The following is a 17,950-nucleotide window of genomic DNA, read 5'->3' on the forward strand; positions in this document are numbered from 1 at the left end:
GGGCCCATCTACTTCGTAATGGCTCCTAGGAGTAGCAGTAGTACGCCGTCGTCGCCATTGCTCGTATCTAAACCCTTCTCGTTTGTCTTGATAGTAATTGATTTTTATCGAAAGTGAGGTAATTTACACGATGAGTAAAATCGCATTCGTATTCCCCGGCCAAGGTTCTCAGACCGTTGGCATGTGCAAAGCTTTTTATGATGAATATCCTGTTGTAAAACAGATTTTTGAAGAGGCTGATGACGCTCTTGGCTATTCCATCAGCAAAATGTGCTTCGAAGGTCCTGCTGAAGACCTGAAGCTGACCGCTAACACCCAGCCCGCTATCCTGACTGCCAGCACTGCTTGTGCAGCAGTTCTGAAGGAGCATGGCGTAAGCTGCGATATCGCTGCTGGTCACAGCCTGGGCGAATACAGTGCATTGGTTAACACCGGCGCTCTGAAATTTGCTGACGCTGTACGCATCGTTAACAAACGCGGCCAGTTCATGCAAGAGGCTGTTCCTGTAGGCGAAGGCAGCATGGCTGCTATTCTTGGCCTGGACAGCGACAAAATCGTAGAAATCTGCCGCAGCGTAGAAGCTGAATCCGGCGAAGCAGTTCAAGCAGTAAACTTCAACTGCCCCGGTCAGGTTGTTATCGCAGGCGCAGTTAATCCTGTAAATAAAGCTATCGAAGCTCTGAAAGCTGCCGGTGCAAAACGCGCTGTGCTGCTGCCCGTAAGTGCTCCTTTCCACAGCACTCTGATGCAGCCCGCTGCCAATCGTCTGGCAGAGGTTCTGGCTCCGATTGAAATCAAAGATATCACCGTTCCTGTTGTTGCTAACGTAACTGCTCAGGAAGTTACCAGCGGCGAAGAAATCAAAAAGCTGCTCGTTAAACAAGCTGCTATGCCTGTTCTCTGGGAAACCAGCGTACGCAACATGGTTGCAGGCGGCGTAGACATTTTTGTTGAAGTTGGCCCGGGCAAGGTTCTGACCGGCTTCACCAAGAAGATTGCCAAAGGTATGATGGCTCTGAACGTAGAAGACGCTGCAAGCCTGGAAAAAACCTTAGCTGAGCTGAATAAATAATTCACCAAGCTGAACTGTCCGCTTCATGGTTCCCCTATATGTAGATGCAGTATGTATTTGTGAAGCATAAAAGACAGTTGATGAATTGAAGGATAAGGAGAACTCAAAATGAAATTAGAAGGTAAAAAAGCCCTCGTAACCGGCGCTTCCCGCGGTATCGGCCGTGCAATCGCACTGGCTCTCGCTGCAGAAGGTGCTGATGTTGTTGTAAACTACGCAGGTAGTGAAGCTGCCGCTAAAGAGGTTGCTGCAGAAATCGAAGCTATGGGCCGCAAGGCTTTCGTAGTACAGGCAGACATTTCCTCCAACGAAGCTGCTACTGCTATGGTAGACGAAGTTGTAAAAGAATTCGGCCGCATTGATATCCTCGTAAACAACGCAGGCATTACCCGCGATGGTCTGCTGATGCGTATGAAAGAAGAGGATTGGGACGCAGTTCTGACCACCAATCTGAAGGGTGTGTTCAACTGCACCAAGGCTGCTATCAAATACATGATGAAACAAAAAGCCGGCAAAATTGTCAGCATCAGTTCTGTTGTTGGTCTGATGGGCAATGCTGGCCAGGCTAACTACGCTGCTGCTAAGGCCGGCGTAATCGGTTTTACCAAATCCGTAGCTAAGGAAGTAGCTGCTCGCGGTATCAACGTGAATGCTGTTGCTCCCGGATTTATTAAAACTGATATGACCAGTGTACTTTCCGACAAAGTTGTTGAAGGTATGCTGACTTCTATACCCTTACACAAACTGGGTGAAACTACTGATATTGCCAAGGCTGTTGTCTTCCTTGTGAGCGATGACGCCAATTATATTACCGGACAGACTTTACATGTTGACGGTGGTATGGTAATGTAATAGGGGGCCCGTTTGGGAGACCTGCAACTTTACCTATTGGAAGGAGGTGAATCGTAATGAGCACTTTCGACAAAGTAAGAGACATCACTGTTGAACAACTGAGCGTTGACGCTGACGAAGTAAAGATGGAATCCGCTTTCATCGATGATCTCGGCGCTGACTCCCTCGATATCGTTGAGCTGATCATGGCTTTCGAAGAGGAATTCGGTGTTGAAATCCCTGATGAAAAAGCTGAAAAAATCCGCACTGTAGCTGACGCTGTTAAACTGCTGGATGAAGAAAAATAATGCTTTACCTGCTTATGTTTAGGGAACCCCTTGTGGGTTCCCGGACACAAGCTACTCTACTTTAGTCCTGAAATGGGGGATATTTGTTGAAACTACCAGTGCTGAAAATCGGTAAGCTTGTTGCTGAAGTACCGATTATACAAGGAGGCATGGCTATCAGGCTGTCTACAGCCCGTTTGGCAGCTGCTGTAGCTAAAGAAGGCGGTATAGGACTTATCGCAGCGTCCGGCATGAGCTTTGACGAACTGCGTACAGAAATACGTCTGGCAAGAAAACTTACAGGCGGCAAAGGCATTATTGGTATTAATGCAATGTTTGCGGCAAGAGAGTTTTTAGGTCTGATTACTACCGCTGCACAAGAGAAAATAGATTTAATCGTAGCCGGCGCCGGTTTTTCAAGAGATATTTTTGCCGTCGGACGTAAATATGGTGTCGAAGTAGTACCAATTGTTTCTTCTGTAAAACTGGCTAAGATTTCTGAGAAGCTGGGAGCTTCTGCTATCGTTGTCGAAGGCACCGAAGCAGGCGGTCACTTGGGAACTCAGCAATCTATTAAAGAGATACTTCCGGAGATTGTTAAATCCGTTAATATACCTGTTATTGCTGCCGGCGGCGCTGTCTGCGGCAGTGATGTTGCCGAGCTTCTGAAGCTGGGCGCAAGCGGTGTGCAGATGGGCAGCAGATTCGCTGCCAGTGAGGAATCCAACGGCGCACCTGCTTTAAAAGAATTCTATCTTAAAATGACTAAAGAAGATGTTGTGCAGATTGACAGCCCTGTAGGCTATAAGGGACGTGCTATCCGCAATCCCTTTGCACAGTTATCTTTAGAAAATAAAGCTCCTAAACCCACCACCTGCGATTTGTGCTTGAAGCACTGCACCCACAGCTTCTGTATTATCAGAGCGCTGACTCGTGCACAGCAGGGTGACGTAGAAACCGGTCTTGTTTTCACCGGTGCCAATATGTGGAAAATCAAGGAAATTCTGCCTGTAAAAGAAATCTTCAGGCGCATAAAGGATGAAATTTCAAAAATTTGATTACGAGGTGAACTATTTTGAGTAAAAGAAGAGTTGTAGTAACTGGCGTTGGCCCTGTAACTCCTATCGGTATCGGCAAGGATACCTTCTGGAATAATCTCGTTGCCGGTAAATCCGGTATCGGCCCTATCACTCAGTTTGATACTACTGATTTCACAGTAAAGATTGCCGGTGAGGTTAAGGATTTTGATTACACTGCTTTCATCGATAAAAAAGAAGGCAAGCGTATGGACCGTGTAACCCACTTTGCAGTTGCTGCTGCTAAACTGGCTATCGAAGATGCTAAGCTGGATATGAGCAAGGAAGATCCTCTGCGTTGCGGCGTTTGCGTTGGCAGCGGTATCGGCGGCATCCACACCTTCCTGGAGCAATCCCTGAAGCTGGGTTCCAAAGGCCCGTCCAAAATCAGCCCGTTCTTCATTCCGATGGAAATTCCGAACATGTCTGCTGGCCAGATTGCTATTGCAACCGGTCTGAAAGGTCCTAACACCGCTATCGTAACTGCTTGTGCTACTGGCACCAACTGCATCGGCGACGCTCTGCGTACCATTCAATACGGTGATGCTGACGTAATGCTGGCAGGCGGCACCGAAGCTGCAGTTTCTCCGATTGCTATCGCAGGCTTTGCTAACATGAAGGCTCTGTCCACCAACAACGAAAATCCGGAAGCAGCATCCTGCCCGTTCGATAAAAAGCGTGATGGCTTTGTAATGGGTGAAGGCGCAGGCGTTCTGGTTCTCGAAGAGCTGGAGCATGCTAAGGCTCGTGGCGCACACATCTATGCTGAGCTGGCCGGCTTTGCTATGAATTGCGACGCATACCACATCACCGCTCCGGACCCGACCGGCGAAACTCCGGCTGCCTGCATCGCTGCAGCAGTTGCTGACGCTGGCGTAAAACCGGAAGAGGTTGACTACATCAATGCTCATGGTACTTCTACCCATCGTAATGACCTGGGCGAGACCATTGCCTTCAAGAAGGTATTTGGCGAGCATGCTTACGAACTGTGCATCAGCTCCAACAAATCCATGATCGGCCATCTGCTGGGCGCTGCCGGCGGCGTAGAAGCTATTGCTACCGTTATGACTATCGAAAACGATATCATTCCGCCGACCATCAACTACCAGGATAAGGATCTGGACGATCCGGAAGGTCCGCTGGATCTGGATTATGTACCGAACGAAGCTCGTAAGAAAGTTGTTAATGTTGCACTGAGCGACAACCTGGGCTTTGGCGGTCACAATGCTTCTATCGTATTCAAAAAATACGTTGATTAATAAGCAGGATTGATTAAAATGCAGGAAAAACGTACACAGCAGCTGCAGAGCTTCTGCCAGGGGCTGGGTATCCATATGCATGATTTAGAGCTTCTTGACATGGCTCTGACCCATACATCTTATGCCCATGAAGCTAAGCAGTATCCTAAACCGCATCATAATGAGCGGATTGAGTTTTTGGGTGATTCCGTGCTCAGCGTTATCGTGAGCACCTACATGTATAAGAACTTTCCTGATTTGGCTGAAGGCCAGCTCACTAAGCTGCGTGCTTATCTTGTTTGCGAAGGCTCCCTGTATGAATATGCCAAAAAGATTCATCTGGGAGACTACCTGCAGCTTGGCAAGGGCGAGGAGCTGAGCGGAGGACGCGAGCGTCCGTCTATTCTGGCTGATGCCTTTGAATCTGTTTTGGGTGCCATCTATCTGGATCAGGGCTTTGAGGTCGTACAGACCTACCTGCTGGGTATGATGCAGTCGGAAATAGATTTTATCTGTCGCCATGGTATCTTTAATGATTACAAGACACGTTTGCAGGAGTATCTGCAGCGTGACGGCGATGCAGATATCCATTATGTTCTTTTAGGCAGCACCGGTCCGGAGCACAATAAGGTATTTACCTCTCAGGTAATGTTAGGTAATACTGTTATCGGCGAGGGCAGCGGTCGCACTAAAAAAGATTCGGAGCAGCATGCTGCTAAGCAGGCGCTGGCACAGCTGCATGTAAGGAATCAGGAATAACATTACAATATTGGCCTACGGTAGAAATACCGTAGGTCTTTTATTTTGCCTGCAGGCAGCTTTACGAGCTTTGCAGCGCACAAAAAATCCCCCTGTTCCGGTTAAGGAACAGGGGGATAGCTTGTTTATGGCTTAGTGTTGTTTTTCGTAAGGCTGGTTCATCAGAGCTTCGTCATCGAAGTAGTTGATGCGCATTGCCTCGCGTACGTCATGCAGAGTTGCAGCAGCAGCAGCTTCAGCTTCCTTGCTGCCTGCACGCAGGATTTCATAAACCTCAGGGATGCGTTGTTCCCAATAGTGACGGCGCTCACGGATGGGCTCCAGAACGTCCTGCAGCACGTTGTTGAGGAACTTCTTAACCTTTACGTCACCCAGACCACCGCGTTTGTAGTGAGCCTTCAGCTCGTCCAGGTTAGCATAGTCCGGCAGGAATTTGGCAAAGTGCTCTTCGGTGCTGAAAGCGTCCAGATAGGTGAAAACAGTGTTGCCTTCAATCTTACCGGGATCCTCTACGCGTACATGGTCAGGATCGGTGTACATGGACATAACTTTCTTTTTGATATCCTCCGGTTCATCGGAAAGATAAATGCAGTTGCCCAAGGATTTGCTCATTTTTGCTTTGCCGTCAATGCCGGGCAGACGCAGGCAGGCGTCGTTCTGCGGCAGCATGATGTCCGGGTCAACCAGAGTTTCGCCGTACACGGAATTGAACTTGTGCACGATTTCCTTGCATTGCTCCAGCATCGGCAGCTGGTCCTCGCCTACAGGCACTACAGTAGCGCGGAAAGCGGTGATATCTGCAGCCTGGCTGATAGGATAGCAGAAGAAGCCGGTAGGAATGCTTGCTTCAAAGTTACGCATTTTGATTTCATTCTTAACGGTCGGGTTACGCTGCAAACGGGATACGGTGACCAGATTCATATAGTAGAAGGTCAGCTCGGTCAGCTGCGGTACCATGGATTGGATGAAAAGGGTAGATTTAGCAGGATCAAGGCCGCATGCCAGATAATCCAGTGCTACTTCGATGATGTTCTTACGTACCTTTTCCGGATGCTCAGCGTTGTCTGTAAGCGCCTGGGCATCAGCAATCATGATATATACCTTATCGTATGCACCAGAATTTTGCAGCTGTACACGCTGGCGCAGAGAGCCTACATAGTGGCCTACATGCAGACGTCCGGTAGGACGGTCGCCGGTCAGAATAATTTTACTCATATTAGTCTTACCTCTTTTTGTTCTTATATTTATATAATAATTATAAATGCACTGACGTAAACTGTCAACGCAAGCTTATTTTACGAACATAGCATAGTAACCGTTGAAGAAGATATACAGCACTATCAGCGGCAGAATGTAGGTAGCATAGAAGCGAATCCATTTGGGGAAGGGAATGCCCTTGCCTGTATCTGCCTCTGCAATAAAGTTATCCCAGCCCCAACCGTAACGGCTGGTGCAGAAGCTGAGGTAAATTAAGCTGCCCAGGGGCAGCAGATTGTTGCTGACAAGGAAGTCTTCGAGGTCAAGAATGCAGGTGCCTTTGCCCAAGGGCTGAATGTGGCCCCACAGATTGAAACCCAGCACGCAGGGCAGGGAAAGCAGGATAATCGCAATAATATTGAAGCGAATAGTCTTTTTGCGCTCCCAACCGGTTAAGTCGCAAATGCAGGAGGTAATGTTTTCGAATACAGCGATTACTGTAGACATGGCTGCGAAAAGCATGAACAGGAAGAACAGAGTACCCCAGATACGGCCGCCGCTCATAGCGTTGAATACGTTGGGGAGGGTGATGAACAGCAGATTCGGGCCGCTGTCGGGATTGATACCGAAGCTGAAGCAGGCCGGGAAAATAATCAGGCCGGAAACAATCGCAACAAAGGTATCCAATGCCATAATCCACATTGCTTCACCGGTCAGGCGCTGTTCCTTGCCGATGTAGCTGCCGAAGATAGCCAGTGCGCCGATGCCAAGGCTCAGCGTAAAGAAGGCCTGTCCCATAGCAGCGAAGACTACCTCACGGATACCGTGCTCCAGAACTCTGCTGAAGTCAGGATAGAGATAATATTTAAGACCTGCAGCACTGTTGGGCAGGGAAATGGAATTTACTGCCAGAATCAGCATGAGCAGCAGCAGGCAGGCCATCATATTTTTTGTTATACGTTCTACGCCGGCTTTGACGCCCAGATAGCAGACACCGAAGCAGGAGAGAACGATAATAATCATATTGCCTGCCATGGTTACAGGATCGCTCAGCAGACTGCCGAACACGTTGCCGACACCTTTGGCGTCCAGACCAACGAAACCGCCGACAGCCATTTTATAGAAATAATACAGCATCCAGCCGGAAACAGTGGTGTAGAACATCATCAGAAGAACATTGCCGGCAATAGCACCGTATTTATAAAGATGCCATTTTGTACCGGCAGGCTCCAGTACGTCGAAGGATTTTGCCGCACTGCGCACGCTGGCACGGCCGACAGCAAATTCCGCTACCATGATGGGCAGGCCCAAAAGCAGCAAAAAGCAAAGATAAATTAAAACGAAGGAGGCACCTCCGTATAAGCCCGTAATAAACGGGAAACGCCAGACATTGCCTAAGCCGATTGCACAGCCGGCAGAGATTAAAATAAAGCCAAGGCGTGAGGAAAAGCTTTCTCTTTCCATAAATACATACCTACTCCCTAAAAAATTTTGGATAAGTTAATTATAAGCGAAAGGTTGGTTATAAGCAATAAAAAAACTGCATCCCACACTTTGGCAGGATGCAGTTCAAAGAGGATTATTTCTTTTCAGCAGGTGCTTTTTCCGGAGCTTTGTACGGAGAGAAGCTGAAGTTTTGCAGTTTGGCATCCTTGCCAAACATGAAGGTCATAATAACAACATTTTCTTTAGAGAAGGCTGCAATATAGGTTACTCTGTCGCCTTGGTCAAAACGCTCAAAGCTATGGAATTTTGTTTCTTTCAAGGAACCGAATTGTTGCTTAACCTGTTTTTGGATAGCAGCAAAGTTTTTCTCGCCCAGAGCTTTGTTAAGGTCAGCGCTCAGTGTGGGAGCAAGAGCAGTATAGCTGGCAGCAGCATCTGCTTCGAGAGAGGTCATCATCTTTTCAGCGGTTTTCTGCTCCTTGTTCAAATCGCCGCCGTCAGCAGCAAAGGCCATACTGCTGCAGGCAAAAGCAAGCAGCATAGTTAAGACTAACACTAATTTTTTCATTTACATTACCTCCAATTATAGATAGCTTAAAAGCCTTATATATAATCATAACTGTTTTTTCTCATTTAGTAAAGACTTTTAAAGTGATTTTTTGAAAAATTCAGCTTAGAAGTGCAGTAAAGATGCTTGCTTATTTTGCCTGCTTGCCTTCCGGATGCTGCAGGCATTGAAACATCATTTCTGCTAGAGAGCGCTTCAAAAGCTGATTGAATTCATCAACAGTGTGGTCGCTCAATGGCTTGCCTGCTGCCGGACAAGATTTTTTATTCGTGCCGAAAATCAGCTCATCCAGGCTGCATTTAAGATGTTGGGAGATACGGATGGCAATTGCCAGGCTTACGCCAGTCTTACCGTTTTCCAGATTGCTCATGTGGGTTTGGGAAATATTAATCGCTTTTGCCAGGCTTTGCTGCGACACCTGAGATTTGGTGCGCATTTGTTTGATATTGTTGCCGATAAGCTTGTAGTCAGGATTTACAGTTAAGCTTGCCATAATAACACCTCCAGCTGCTGTTTAACAATAGCATATTTTATTTTTCTCGGTATGAACGCGAGCCGTTGCTTCGTCCTTCAAGTATATTATGACAGATTTATACCTGAATGTCCCTACACCAAATGGCGATTTCGGGTAGGATAGGGCAGTATTTTTATAAAAAAAAGACGAATTTTATTTACAAAATTTATTCTTTAAATTATCTTTATATTGTTAACTGATAATAAAAAATAGTAAACCATATTTTGGCTGAATAAGGAGCCGAGTCAGCGGCATAAATATAAGTTGCATTATGTTATCAGCTAAAGTTGCAAATGACAGCGCAACGTGTTATATTAAGGCTAGATTATATGAAAATGAGGTGTATTATGCTTACTGCTGCTGATTTTGATCAACTTGGCTTTTGGGAGGATGCTACTCCGGAAGAAAATATTACGGTGTACGGTATGGATTTTGGCACGGATTATATTATGCTGACGGATGATTTGGGCAAAACACCGCTGGATGCTAAAAAGTTTATCGTTGTTGCTGCATATGATGATGCTGACTGCTTTTTGTGGGGTGTAGAGCTGAAAAACTTTGCGGCACTCAAGGAGCTGTGTGCTCAATATGCACCAGGAAGTGCGGAGCTTTTTCAGGCGCTGAAGGAATACAAGCTGCCGAAGAAAAAATAAAACAGTGCAATACGGCAGGCTTGTTCTGCCAAAGAAAAACTGCTGCCCTGCGTCTGTGACGCTAGGCAGCAGTTTTTAGCTTGCAGTAATTTATTCCATAGCGAAAACGGTATCAACACTGGCCTTAATCGTAATTTCCTGCGCAGCGATGCTTGTTTCGGGGGCAGCAGCTCTATCGGCAGCAGCCATCAGCTTCATGTTGCCATAGGAGCGCTCTATGCCGCCGCTGTAGGTGCTGATGTTAGCGCTCAGCAGCTTGCCGAGCGTGCGTCCGCCGGCATTGGCGACAACGGCAGCCTGCTGGCGTGCGTTTTCGACAGCCTGAGCCAGCAGCTTGTTGCGGTAAAGCTCTCTGCTGCTGACGCTGAAGGAAATATTATTGATTGTATCAACGCCGGCAGCACTGATTTTATCAATTACCGGACCAAGCTTGCTGATATCCTTGAGCTTGATGCGCACGCTGTTGCTGGCAGTATAACCGGTGATTTTTCCCTTGATGTCGGTATCTGGATAAAGAGTATAGCTTGTTGTTGTAATATCATTACCTAAAATATTGCAGCCAAGCAGATTATGCTTAACGCTATCCATTTTGGCGGCAGATGCGCTTGTTGCTTCGGCGGCGGTACGGCCCTTGCCATTGACATCAAAGCTGATTACGGCAGTATCCGGTGCCACTTCAATGGTTGCATTGGCGCTGACGCTGATGCTGGGGGTATCAGGCTGTGCTGCCATGGCATTTGTGCTGCCGATAAGCAGCAGGCAGACGGTAAGCAGAGCACAAAGCATTTGTTTAATCTTAGACATATTTCTAACCTCCTGATTCTGATTTAATCAGCTTAATTATAGCATATAAATATAATTTAAATCTGAAAGACACAGAAAAAACACGAAGCTGTAAGCGTGAGGCTGTAGCAGGTCTATAAGAAACGGCGGTTAACTTACCATAAGTGCCTTATATCCCCTGCCTTTAGGCATGGGGATATAAGGCACGTTTGCCAATACGGTTGCAAATTATATATCTTTATATTATTATATAGCTATGGGTAAATAATATATAAGTCTAATTATAATATAGTATACTCATGCAAGTATCATATCGTGTTCTGCCCCAAATACCGTAGAAAGGTACTGGTTAATGGCGTTGATACCAGACTAAAGGAGCTGGTTAACTCAATATGTGAAGAACTCCATGTCGATATAATAGAAATGGAAATAATGCCAGATTATGTACATATTCTGCTAGGAGTAGATCCGCAATTTGGAATTCATAAAGCAGTTAAAACTATTAAAGGAACTACATCCCGTATTTTAAGACAAGAGTTTCCGTGGTTGCGTTCCCAGATACCAAGATTATGGACAAACAGTTATTTTTGTTCTACTATTGGTGGTGCTCCGTTGTCTGTTATTAAACAATACATTGAAAATCAGAAATCAAAATAAGGTGGTGATTGTAGATGAAGACATATTGTTTTAAGCTGTATGATTCAAAAAGAAACAGGAAACTCCATAGTCAGATTAATGCGGCAGGCCTTGTCTACAATCACTGCATTGCTTTGCATAAGCGATACTATAGATTGTTCGGGAAATCTCTGAACATATATCGACTGCAAAAGTATCTGAGCAAATTGAAGAAAATTTCCAGATTTACCTATCTGAAAGAAATCGGCTCCCAGGCTGTACAGGATATAACCCAGAGGATAGACAAAGCATATAAACTGTTTTTTCGCAACTTAAAACATAAAATCCGCACAGCGCCGCCATCTTTCAAGAAAATAAAAAAATATAAATCTTTCACTTTGAAACAGAGCGGCTGGAAACTTAACGAAGCTGATAACAGCATCATAATCGGTAAACAACGCTATCGTTATGCAAAATCAAGAAAAATAGACGGAAAAATAAAAATCCTGACTATTAAACGTGACGCATTAGGCGATATATATTTATATTTCGTCTGCGAAACATCAGAAAATGAAGTCTTGGCAAGAACAGGTAAAAGTGTCGGCTTTGACTTCGGCCTGAAGATGTTTCTTAATGCTTCTGACGGGAAGGATATTGCTTCTCCACTATTCTTCAAGCAAAATGCCAATGCAGTAAAAAGAGCTAATAAAAATCTGTCCCGTAAGGTCAAAGGCTCTAATAATCGTCAAAAAGCAAAACTAACTTTGGCAAGACTGCATAAAAAGATAGCAAATCAGAGAAATGATTTTCACTGGCAGGTGGCTCACAGGCTCGTTGCCGAATATGCCCTGATATGCCTTGAAAGCTTAAACTTGAAGGCTATGCAAAAGCGTTTTGGCAGGAAAATATCTGATTTAGGTTTTGCTGATTTCGTAGACAAGCTGAAATACCTGTCAAACAAGACAGGTTCGTCTGTTATAGAAATAGACAGGTTCTACCCTTCCAGCCAAATATGTTCAGCATGCGGATACCAGAACACCAAAATCAAAAATCTGGAAATCAGAGAGTGGGTTTGTCCTGAATGTGGCAGCACTCATAATCGGGACAGGAACGCTTCGATAAATATTGAACGGGAAGGAATAAGGATATTCTTTGCATGAAATAAAAATGGGCAGGGCATTGTCCATTGTGGAGAGAACTCGTAAGATCTGCTATTCTGGTAGGCAAGGTTCGCTAATATCCCAGAATCCCCCGGCTTTAGCCGTGGGGAGTATGTCAATTTTAACACTTACTGCCGTCAAAGCATTTTCTTAATGGTACAAATGTGCTATAATAAAAACCGCAATAAGAAGCAGGAGGTGCGCTTTATTTATGAAGAAAAAAGAGCGTGACAGGCTGCAGGTAGAATATATCTGTCCTGATTGCGGCAAACATTTGGCTTGGGCGCTGCCTACCGCTGTAATACAATGTCCGTGCGGACAGTGGGTGGATAATAACAATCGTTTAAAAGATAAGAGTGAGGTTTATCTGCCTTTAGACAGTGAGCAGACTGTACTTTTTTAATGGGGGTAAGAAACATGGCAACAATTTGGCAACAGGCTGAAGAATTAAAAGATGAAATGGTCGAACGCCGCAGAGATTTGCATAGACATCCGGAAACAGGCTGGACGGAATTCCGTACGGCAAGCATGATTATCGGTGAGCTGAAAAAGCTTGGCTATGATGTTAAATTCGGCGCTGACGTTATTGACGAAAAATCTATGATGGGCGTGCCGAGCGAGGCAGAGCTGGCTGATTATATGCAAAGAGCCATCAGCGAGGGTGCGGATCCGGAGCTGGTAAAGAAGATGGCCGGCGGCAAGACCGGTATCGTGGCAACTCTTAAGACAGATAAACCCGGTAAAACAGTTGCCTTCCGCTTTGATATGGACTGCAACGACGTAGAAGAGGAGCGCAGCGAGGAGCATCGCCCTGCTAAGGAAGGCTTTGCTTCCGAACATAAAAAGGCTATGCACGCCTGCGGTCATGACGGTCACGTAACCATCGGCCTGTCGGCAGCAAAACTGCTTGCTGCTAATAAAGCACGTTTGGCAGGCACTGTTAAATTGATTTTCCAACCGGCAGAGGAGGGTGTACGCGGTGCTTTCGCTATGATGAACGCAGGTGTAGTTGATGATGTGGATTACCTGTTCGGCGGTCATATCGGCTTCAAAGCTACTGCAGACAACTGCCTGGTAACGATGACTGACGGCTTTTTGGCAACAACGAAGCTGGATGCGGAATTCACCGGTGTGTCTGCCCACGCAGGCGCTGCTCCGGAGCAGGGCAAGAATGCTTTGCTGGCAGCGGCACAGGCTGCAATTTCCCTAAATACCATTCCCCGTCACAGCAAGGGCTCCAGTCGTATCAACGTAGGCGTACTCAACGCCGGCACCGGCCGCAATGTTGTGCCTGATATCGCTGCTATTAAGCTGGAAACACGCGGTGCTACTACTGAAATCGATGAATACATGGTTACCGAGGCTAAGCGCATTCTTAATGCCTGCGCTGCTATGTATGACGTTAAGGTAAAAATCACCATGGCCGGTGCTGCACCTGCCTGCTTTGCAGACAAGGAGCTGGGCCATGAGGTAGCAGAGCTGATTGAGGAAAAATGTCATTATGACGAGGTTGTTGAATATGTGGACATGGGCGGCAGCGAGGACTGCGGTTACTTCATGGAGCGCGTACAGCAGCATGGCGGCCGTGCCCTGTATATGATGTACGGCACCAAGATTGCGGCAGGTCATCATAACAGTCACTTCGATTTCAATGAGGATTGCCTGTGGAAGGCTGCTGCTACCGTTACGGAAATCGCTGTACATTTCAGCAACAAGTAAATAATTAATCAAAACTGCCATGATTTTGCCATAATCTTATGCTATACTTATAAACATAAACAAAAGCAATATCTTGGAGGTATATATTATGAAATCACTTAAAAAAATCGCTTTGGTATTTTCCTGCATGGCACTGTTGGGTGCCGGCAGTGCTTTCGCCGCTGACGCGGCTCAATCCTCTCCCCTGGACGAGGTGCAGGCAAATCCTGAGGTAATGCGCGCACCGGGAACCTATGTTACCCGTGGCGAAATAGTTGCTGTAGAGAATGGCATGTACGTGATTAAAGGTGAGGGCAGCAGAAATATGGTTGCAGCCATTGTTGACCGTGATACCTACGTTGTGGAGGGTGCCAGCGGTAAGCTGCGTCTGCCCTATGCTTTAAAGGAAGGCCAGAAGGTTACTGCTTATTATTCCGCAACCATGACTCGTAGCATGCCGCCGCAAAGCCATGCTTTGGCGATTGTTATCGAAGACAGCGAAGAGCCTGTAAGCTTTTTTGAGGTAGCACAGGCAAGCCTTGCTAAGGACGGCAGCTATGTAACCGTACTCAACACCAATAATGATGTTATTGCGACGATTGATGCCAATGCGTGTGCAGACTTCGCTAAGATTAAAAAAGGTGATAAGCTGCTGGTTTGGAGCAGCATGATGACCATGAGCTTGCCTGCTCAGATTCATGCTGAGAAGGTAGTCGTACTTCCGTAAGGACGCGCGATAAAGCACAATAATAAATAACAAAAATATGAATTTGATTTGTAAAGAGGGTTAGTTAAAAAATGAAGATTTTTATGGATACTGCTAATGTAGAGGAGATTGCCAAATTTGTCGATTGGGGCGTTGTGTATGGTGTTACAACCAACCCGAGCCTGATTGCCAAAAGCGGCCGTACCCAGGCTGAGGTTATCCCGGAAATTGCCAAGCTGGTTGCCGGTCCTGTCAGCGCTGAGGTTATCAGCACCGAATGTGACGGCATGGTAGAGGAAGCACGCAAGCTGGTAAAGATTGCGGATAACATCGTTATCAAAATTCCCTGCATTCCGGAAGGTCTGAAGGCAGTAAAAATTCTGAGCGCGGAAGGTATTAAAACAAATGTAACGCTGGTATTCAGTATGGCTCAGGCTTTGCTGGCCGCACGCGCAGGTGCCAGCTATGTCAGCCCGTTTATCGGCCGCTTGGACGATATCGGTGAAAACGGTGTACAGCTGGTAGAAAACATTGTCAAAGCTTTTAAGCTTTATGGCATTACTACCGAGGTAATTGCTGCCAGCATCCGTAATCTGGAGCATGTAGAAAAGGTTATGCTGACCGGTTGCCAGATTGCAACTATTCCTACTAAGGTGCTGGAGCAGATGATTATCCATCCGCTGACAGATAAGGGTTTGGCGCAGTTTATGGCTGATTATCAAAACAGCCTGAAGTAAAAATCTTAGAATATTGTTACTGAGTCCGCAGCCTTAATTATTGGTAATAATTTTGGCTGCGGAAAGTTTTTCATGTGAGCTTTAAGGAGGGGTTTGATGAATTTAAAAAAAGCCTTGCAGGCTTTTCTTGTTACTGTATCCTGTGGCATGCTGAATGTAGCAGGCGCACAGCAAAGACCTGTATTTATTCCGGAAGATTATGTTACCGAGCAGGCACAGGCGGATTTTGTCGCCAATGGACCGAAGCTGCTTTTCAGCGACAGTCCTGAAACTGTTTATCATAACGGCATTCTGTACCGCGATAAGGTGGAGGGTGATGTACGTTTATTCCTGCATCATGTCAATGGTGTTGCCGGCAAGAAAAAGTTGGCGGTAATGCTGAAGAATACAGATAATCTGCGTCCTGTGCATTATAAGGTAACACGCAGCGGCGTAGCAGGCTTTGCTTATGATTATATGCGTGACGGCAAAAACTCCCAAAAGGAATATTTTGATGACAGCAGCCAGAAGCCGCAGGAGGGCAAGCTGAGCTTTGGTGGCAGCCATGAGCTGCTCAGCGGCCACGGAATTATTTTGCCGACGGATAAGCTTTATACGGCAACTGTTGACCTGCACTTTGACAAGCCTGTTGAGGTGAGCGTGCTGATGTGCGAAACAAAGAGTGATCTGGAGCTGTTTAACGAAGCTGCCGCCATTCAGCCGATGGATGAGCATCCGCTGCGCGGTACCTTTGAGGCTGCAGACTGGAACTATACGCTGAAAAAGCCTGTCAATGCGCCGGAAAAACCGCTCATGCTGGAGCTGGCAACGTCGCAGGAGGGTTATGCCAAGGGTGTTGATGCTACTACCGGACTGCCTGCGGAAAACTACGGCAACTACGGCGTTATCTATAAGGTAAACTTTACAATTGCCGGCAAAAAGCCAATCAGCTTTATTTTAAACCCAATCGGCGGACCGTTTGCCGGTTACGGCGTACTGGAAAACAAAACCAAGGGTGAACGTCAGCTGTTGGCATTGCCGGAGAAAAAAGTATGCTTAGGTTCCCAAATAGAGGAAGCTATTGAGCTTGCTCAGCTGAAAGCGGGCGAATACAGCTTTATCTGGTCTCCTCCCGGAGCCTCTAACCTGCCTGTGCAGTTGATTTGGGAGAAAACCGAATAAATGGTATAGGTTAACTAATACTGTCGGACAAAGTTCCGACAGTACTTTTTTTATATTTTGAATAAAGTGTTAATGAGAAGCATTTTCTATTCTTTGTTATAATTTTCCTATTGAGTAATTTTAGAATTAAGAATGAATTGATTATATGCTAGACAACAGCAAAAAAAGTATAAATTTATTTGTGATTATTTTGTAGATTGGTGCTAAAAATACTTGACAATTTTGACGGAGGGTGTATAATTCTAAATGAGAATTATTTTTGATAAAGGATGATGAAAATGGCTAAAAGAAACACTATTCAAAGACAACTTGTTATCGCGGCTGTACGTTTTTTAGCAGATCACCCTACTGCTGAAGAAGTATATGACCGCATCACTATGGAGTATCCCGATATCAGCAAAGGTACCGTTTACCGCAACCTTAATTCTTTGGTTGAAAGCGGCCTGCTGAGCAAGGTTTCCGTTCCTAGCGGTGCTGATCGTTTTGATCATATTCTCGCAAGACATTACCACATCAAATGCACTGAATGCGGTAAGTTCATGAACGTAGAAAACTTTGATTATATTCCGGATATGGATGAAAAGGTAGCTGCTGTAACCGGCTACAAAATGAATCATCATGATATTGTTTTCAGTGGTATCTGCCCCGAATGCCAAAAGGAAATGGCAGAGCACCCTGTAAGCGAAGATGTTTTGGGTGATGACCAAAACTGATAATAAAGCTGTATAAGCTTTATTTTAGGAAGGCTGTTGCGTCGTTTTCAAGAGGAGGAATTGAAAATGGATTTAAAAGGCAGCAAGACTGAAAAAAATCTGCAGACCGCTTTTGCGGGAGAATCTCAGGCTCACACTAAGTACCAATATTATGCAAGTGCAGCCAAAAAAGAAGGCTACAACCAGATTGGTGCTATTTTTACCGAAACTGCCGGTAATGAAAAAGAGCATGCCAAATTATGGTTCAAGGCACTGCATGGCGGCGCTGTTCCCCAGACTATTGAAAATCTGAAGGATGCAGCTGCAGGCGAAAACTATGAGTGGACCGAAATGTATGCCGAATTTGCCAAGGTTGCCAAAGAGGAAGGCTTTGATAAAATTGCATTCCTGTTTGAGGAAGTAGGCAAGATTGAAAAAGAGCATGAAGAAAGATATCGTGCACTTTTGGCAAACATTGAGAATGATCGTGTTTTCCAACGTGAAGAGAAAAAGGTTTGGATCTGCACTAACTGCGGTAAGATTGTTATCGCTGAAAAGGCTCCAGAAAAATGCCCGGTATGTGACCATCCTCAGGGTTATTTCGAGCTGAAGGTAACAAACTATTAATTTTCTGAAGCAGGATTAATTATAAAAGTATGAAAAGGTTTTTATGGGGATTCCTGTGACAGAACGCACAACAAAATAGCGGCATAAGAGGCAAACAGCGAGGCAACAGCCTGCTGTCTGCCTCTTTTTT

At 45.8% G+C, this 17,950-nt stretch carries 21 protein-coding genes; 16 read left to right on the forward strand and 5 right to left on the reverse strand.

Features of this window, described 5'->3' with window-relative positions:
• The first annotated feature begins 130 nt into the window (after nt 1-130).
• The 6 genes from fabD to rnc all read left to right on the forward strand — a co-directional run bounded on the left by fabD (nt 131) and on the right by rnc (nt 5,263).
• The gene (fabD, locus tag KAH19_RS07145) at nt 131-1,072 is read left to right on the forward strand and encodes an ACP S-malonyltransferase (RefSeq protein WP_210684010.1); all 942 of its coding nucleotides are present in this window, start codon (nt 131-133) and stop codon (nt 1,070-1,072) included.
• A 108-nt stretch (nt 1,073-1,180) separates the two neighbouring features.
• Complete coding sequence (fabG, locus tag KAH19_RS07150; protein WP_210684011.1) at nt 1,181-1,924, forward strand: 3-oxoacyl-[acyl-carrier-protein] reductase; 744 nt, start codon at nt 1,181-1,183, stop codon at nt 1,922-1,924.
• A gap of 56 nt (nt 1,925-1,980) precedes the next feature.
• A complete protein-coding gene (locus KAH19_RS07155; RefSeq protein ID WP_009146372.1) occupies nt 1,981-2,211 on the forward strand; it encodes an acyl carrier protein in 231 nt (76 codons plus the stop codon).
• 86 nt (nt 2,212-2,297) lie between these two features.
• Nucleotides 2,298-3,248, forward strand: coding sequence for a nitronate monooxygenase family protein (locus KAH19_RS07160; protein ID WP_040565456.1), 951 nt, complete (start codon nt 2,298-2,300; stop codon nt 3,246-3,248).
• 17 nt (nt 3,249-3,265) lie between these two features.
• On the forward strand, nt 3,266-4,525 hold the full coding sequence (fabF, locus tag KAH19_RS07165) for a beta-ketoacyl-ACP synthase II (RefSeq protein WP_210684012.1): 1,260 nt from the start codon (nt 3,266-3,268) through the stop codon (nt 4,523-4,525).
• 18 nt (nt 4,526-4,543) lie between these two features.
• A complete protein-coding gene (rnc, locus tag KAH19_RS07170) occupies nt 4,544-5,263 on the forward strand; it encodes a ribonuclease III (protein ID WP_210684013.1) in 720 nt (239 codons plus the stop codon).
• 132 nt (nt 5,264-5,395) lie between these two features.
• Here rnc and trpS read toward each other — a convergent pair whose 3' ends face one another.
• The 4 genes from trpS to KAH19_RS07190 form a co-directional block, all read right to left on the reverse strand.
• Nucleotides 5,396-6,478: a tryptophan--tRNA ligase gene (trpS, locus tag KAH19_RS07175; protein WP_210684014.1), complete on the reverse strand. Its 1,083-nt coding sequence runs from the start codon at nt 6,476-6,478 to the stop codon at nt 5,396-5,398.
• 75 nt (nt 6,479-6,553) lie between these two features.
• A complete protein-coding gene (locus tag KAH19_RS07180; RefSeq protein WP_210684015.1) occupies nt 6,554-7,924 on the reverse strand; it encodes a sodium-dependent transporter in 1,371 nt (456 codons plus the stop codon).
• 115 nt (nt 7,925-8,039) lie between these two features.
• Nucleotides 8,040-8,474 (reverse strand): DUF3887 domain-containing protein, encoded by a 435-nt coding sequence (locus KAH19_RS07185; RefSeq protein WP_210684016.1) that lies wholly within the window; start codon nt 8,472-8,474, stop codon nt 8,040-8,042.
• A gap of 130 nt (nt 8,475-8,604) precedes the next feature.
• Nucleotides 8,605-8,967: a helix-turn-helix transcriptional regulator gene (locus tag KAH19_RS07190; RefSeq protein WP_210684017.1), complete on the reverse strand. Its 363-nt coding sequence runs from the start codon at nt 8,965-8,967 to the stop codon at nt 8,605-8,607.
• A gap of 368 nt (nt 8,968-9,335) precedes the next feature.
• Here KAH19_RS07190 and KAH19_RS07195 point away from each other — a divergent pair, with 368 nt between their 5' ends.
• Nucleotides 9,336-9,641 (forward strand): hypothetical protein, encoded by a 306-nt coding sequence (locus KAH19_RS07195; RefSeq protein ID WP_040564802.1) that lies wholly within the window; start codon nt 9,336-9,338, stop codon nt 9,639-9,641.
• A 90-nt stretch (nt 9,642-9,731) separates the two neighbouring features.
• Here KAH19_RS07195 and KAH19_RS07200 read toward each other — a convergent pair whose 3' ends face one another.
• Nucleotides 9,732-10,445, reverse strand: coding sequence for an SIMPL domain-containing protein (locus tag KAH19_RS07200; protein WP_210684018.1), 714 nt, complete (start codon nt 10,443-10,445; stop codon nt 9,732-9,734).
• Nucleotides 10,446-10,688: 243 nt separating this feature from the next.
• Between KAH19_RS07200 and tnpA the strand changes: the two genes are divergently transcribed.
• The 9 genes from tnpA (at nt 10,689) to rbr (ending at nt 17,820) form a co-directional block, all read left to right on the forward strand.
• A complete protein-coding gene (tnpA, locus tag KAH19_RS07205; RefSeq protein ID WP_210685515.1) occupies nt 10,689-11,081 on the forward strand; it encodes an IS200/IS605 family transposase in 393 nt (130 codons plus the stop codon).
• 14 nt (nt 11,082-11,095) lie between these two features.
• Nucleotides 11,096-12,199, forward strand: coding sequence for an RNA-guided endonuclease TnpB family protein (locus KAH19_RS07210; RefSeq protein WP_210684019.1), 1,104 nt, complete (start codon nt 11,096-11,098; stop codon nt 12,197-12,199).
• 211 nt (nt 12,200-12,410) lie between these two features.
• Nucleotides 12,411-12,602, forward strand: a complete 192-nt coding sequence (locus KAH19_RS07215; protein ID WP_021720046.1) for a hypothetical protein — start codon at nt 12,411-12,413, stop codon at nt 12,600-12,602.
• A gap of 14 nt (nt 12,603-12,616) precedes the next feature.
• Entirely contained in the window at nt 12,617-13,918 is a 1,302-nt protein-coding gene (locus KAH19_RS07220; RefSeq protein ID WP_246869330.1) for an amidohydrolase, read from the forward strand.
• 88 nt (nt 13,919-14,006) lie between these two features.
• Entirely contained in the window at nt 14,007-14,624 is a 618-nt protein-coding gene (locus tag KAH19_RS07225) for a hypothetical protein (RefSeq protein WP_210684021.1), read from the forward strand.
• A gap of 71 nt (nt 14,625-14,695) precedes the next feature.
• Nucleotides 14,696-15,340 (forward strand): fructose-6-phosphate aldolase, encoded by a 645-nt coding sequence (fsa, locus tag KAH19_RS07230; protein WP_210684022.1) that lies wholly within the window; start codon nt 14,696-14,698, stop codon nt 15,338-15,340.
• Between the two features lie 96 nt (nt 15,341-15,436).
• Complete coding sequence (locus KAH19_RS07235; RefSeq protein WP_210684023.1) at nt 15,437-16,501, forward strand: copper amine oxidase; 1,065 nt, start codon at nt 15,437-15,439, stop codon at nt 16,499-16,501.
• 278 nt (nt 16,502-16,779) lie between these two features.
• The gene (locus KAH19_RS07240) at nt 16,780-17,214 is read left to right on the forward strand and encodes a Fur family transcriptional regulator (protein WP_246869331.1); all 435 of its coding nucleotides are present in this window, start codon (nt 16,780-16,782) and stop codon (nt 17,212-17,214) included.
• 66 nt (nt 17,215-17,280) lie between these two features.
• Nucleotides 17,281-17,820 (forward strand): rubrerythrin, encoded by a 540-nt coding sequence (rbr, locus tag KAH19_RS07245; RefSeq protein WP_009144889.1) that lies wholly within the window; start codon nt 17,281-17,283, stop codon nt 17,818-17,820.
• Nucleotides 17,821-17,950 lie beyond the last annotated feature (130 nt).

This window comes from Phascolarctobacterium sp. Marseille-Q4147 (genome assembly GCF_017968825.1).
Taxonomy (GTDB): Bacteria; Bacillota; Negativicutes; order Acidaminococcales; family Acidaminococcaceae; genus Phascolarctobacterium_A.

Coding starts and splice junctions, on each gene's coding strand:
- KAH19_RS07200 (WP_210684018.1), bottom strand. CDS start 10,445: ATGTCTAAGATTAAACAAATGCTTTGTGCTCTGCTTACCGTCTGCCTG.
- KAH19_RS07195 (WP_040564802.1), top strand. CDS start 9,336: ATGCTTACTGCTGCTGATTTTGATCAACTTGGCTTTTGGGAGGATGCT.
- rnc (WP_210684013.1), top strand. CDS start 4,544: ATGCAGGAAAAACGTACACAGCAGCTGCAGAGCTTCTGCCAGGGGCTG.
- KAH19_RS07185 (WP_210684016.1), bottom strand. CDS start 8,474: ATGAAAAAATTAGTGTTAGTCTTAACTATGCTGCTTGCTTTTGCCTGC.
- KAH19_RS07190 (WP_210684017.1), bottom strand. CDS start 8,967: ATGGCAAGCTTAACTGTAAATCCTGACTACAAGCTTATCGGCAACAAT.
- fsa (WP_210684022.1), top strand. CDS start 14,696: ATGAAGATTTTTATGGATACTGCTAATGTAGAGGAGATTGCCAAATTT.
- KAH19_RS07235 (WP_210684023.1), top strand. CDS start 15,437: ATGAATTTAAAAAAAGCCTTGCAGGCTTTTCTTGTTACTGTATCCTGT.
- KAH19_RS07215 (WP_021720046.1), top strand. CDS start 12,411: ATGAAGAAAAAAGAGCGTGACAGGCTGCAGGTAGAATATATCTGTCCT.
- fabG (WP_210684011.1), top strand. CDS start 1,181: ATGAAATTAGAAGGTAAAAAAGCCCTCGTAACCGGCGCTTCCCGCGGT.
- KAH19_RS07180 (WP_210684015.1), bottom strand. CDS start 7,924: ATGGAAAGAGAAAGCTTTTCCTCACGCCTTGGCTTTATTTTAATCTCT.
- fabD (WP_210684010.1), top strand. CDS start 131: ATGAGTAAAATCGCATTCGTATTCCCCGGCCAAGGTTCTCAGACCGTT.
- KAH19_RS07225 (WP_210684021.1), top strand. CDS start 14,007: ATGAAATCACTTAAAAAAATCGCTTTGGTATTTTCCTGCATGGCACTG.
- KAH19_RS07240 (WP_246869331.1), top strand. CDS start 16,780: ATGGCTAAAAGAAACACTATTCAAAGACAACTTGTTATCGCGGCTGTA.
- rbr (WP_009144889.1), top strand. CDS start 17,281: ATGGATTTAAAAGGCAGCAAGACTGAAAAAAATCTGCAGACCGCTTTT.
- KAH19_RS07210 (WP_210684019.1), top strand. CDS start 11,096: ATGAAGACATATTGTTTTAAGCTGTATGATTCAAAAAGAAACAGGAAA.
- KAH19_RS07220 (WP_246869330.1), top strand. CDS start 12,617: ATGGCAACAATTTGGCAACAGGCTGAAGAATTAAAAGATGAAATGGTC.
- trpS (WP_210684014.1), bottom strand. CDS start 6,478: ATGAGTAAAATTATTCTGACCGGCGACCGTCCTACCGGACGTCTGCAT.
- KAH19_RS07155 (WP_009146372.1), top strand. CDS start 1,981: ATGAGCACTTTCGACAAAGTAAGAGACATCACTGTTGAACAACTGAGC.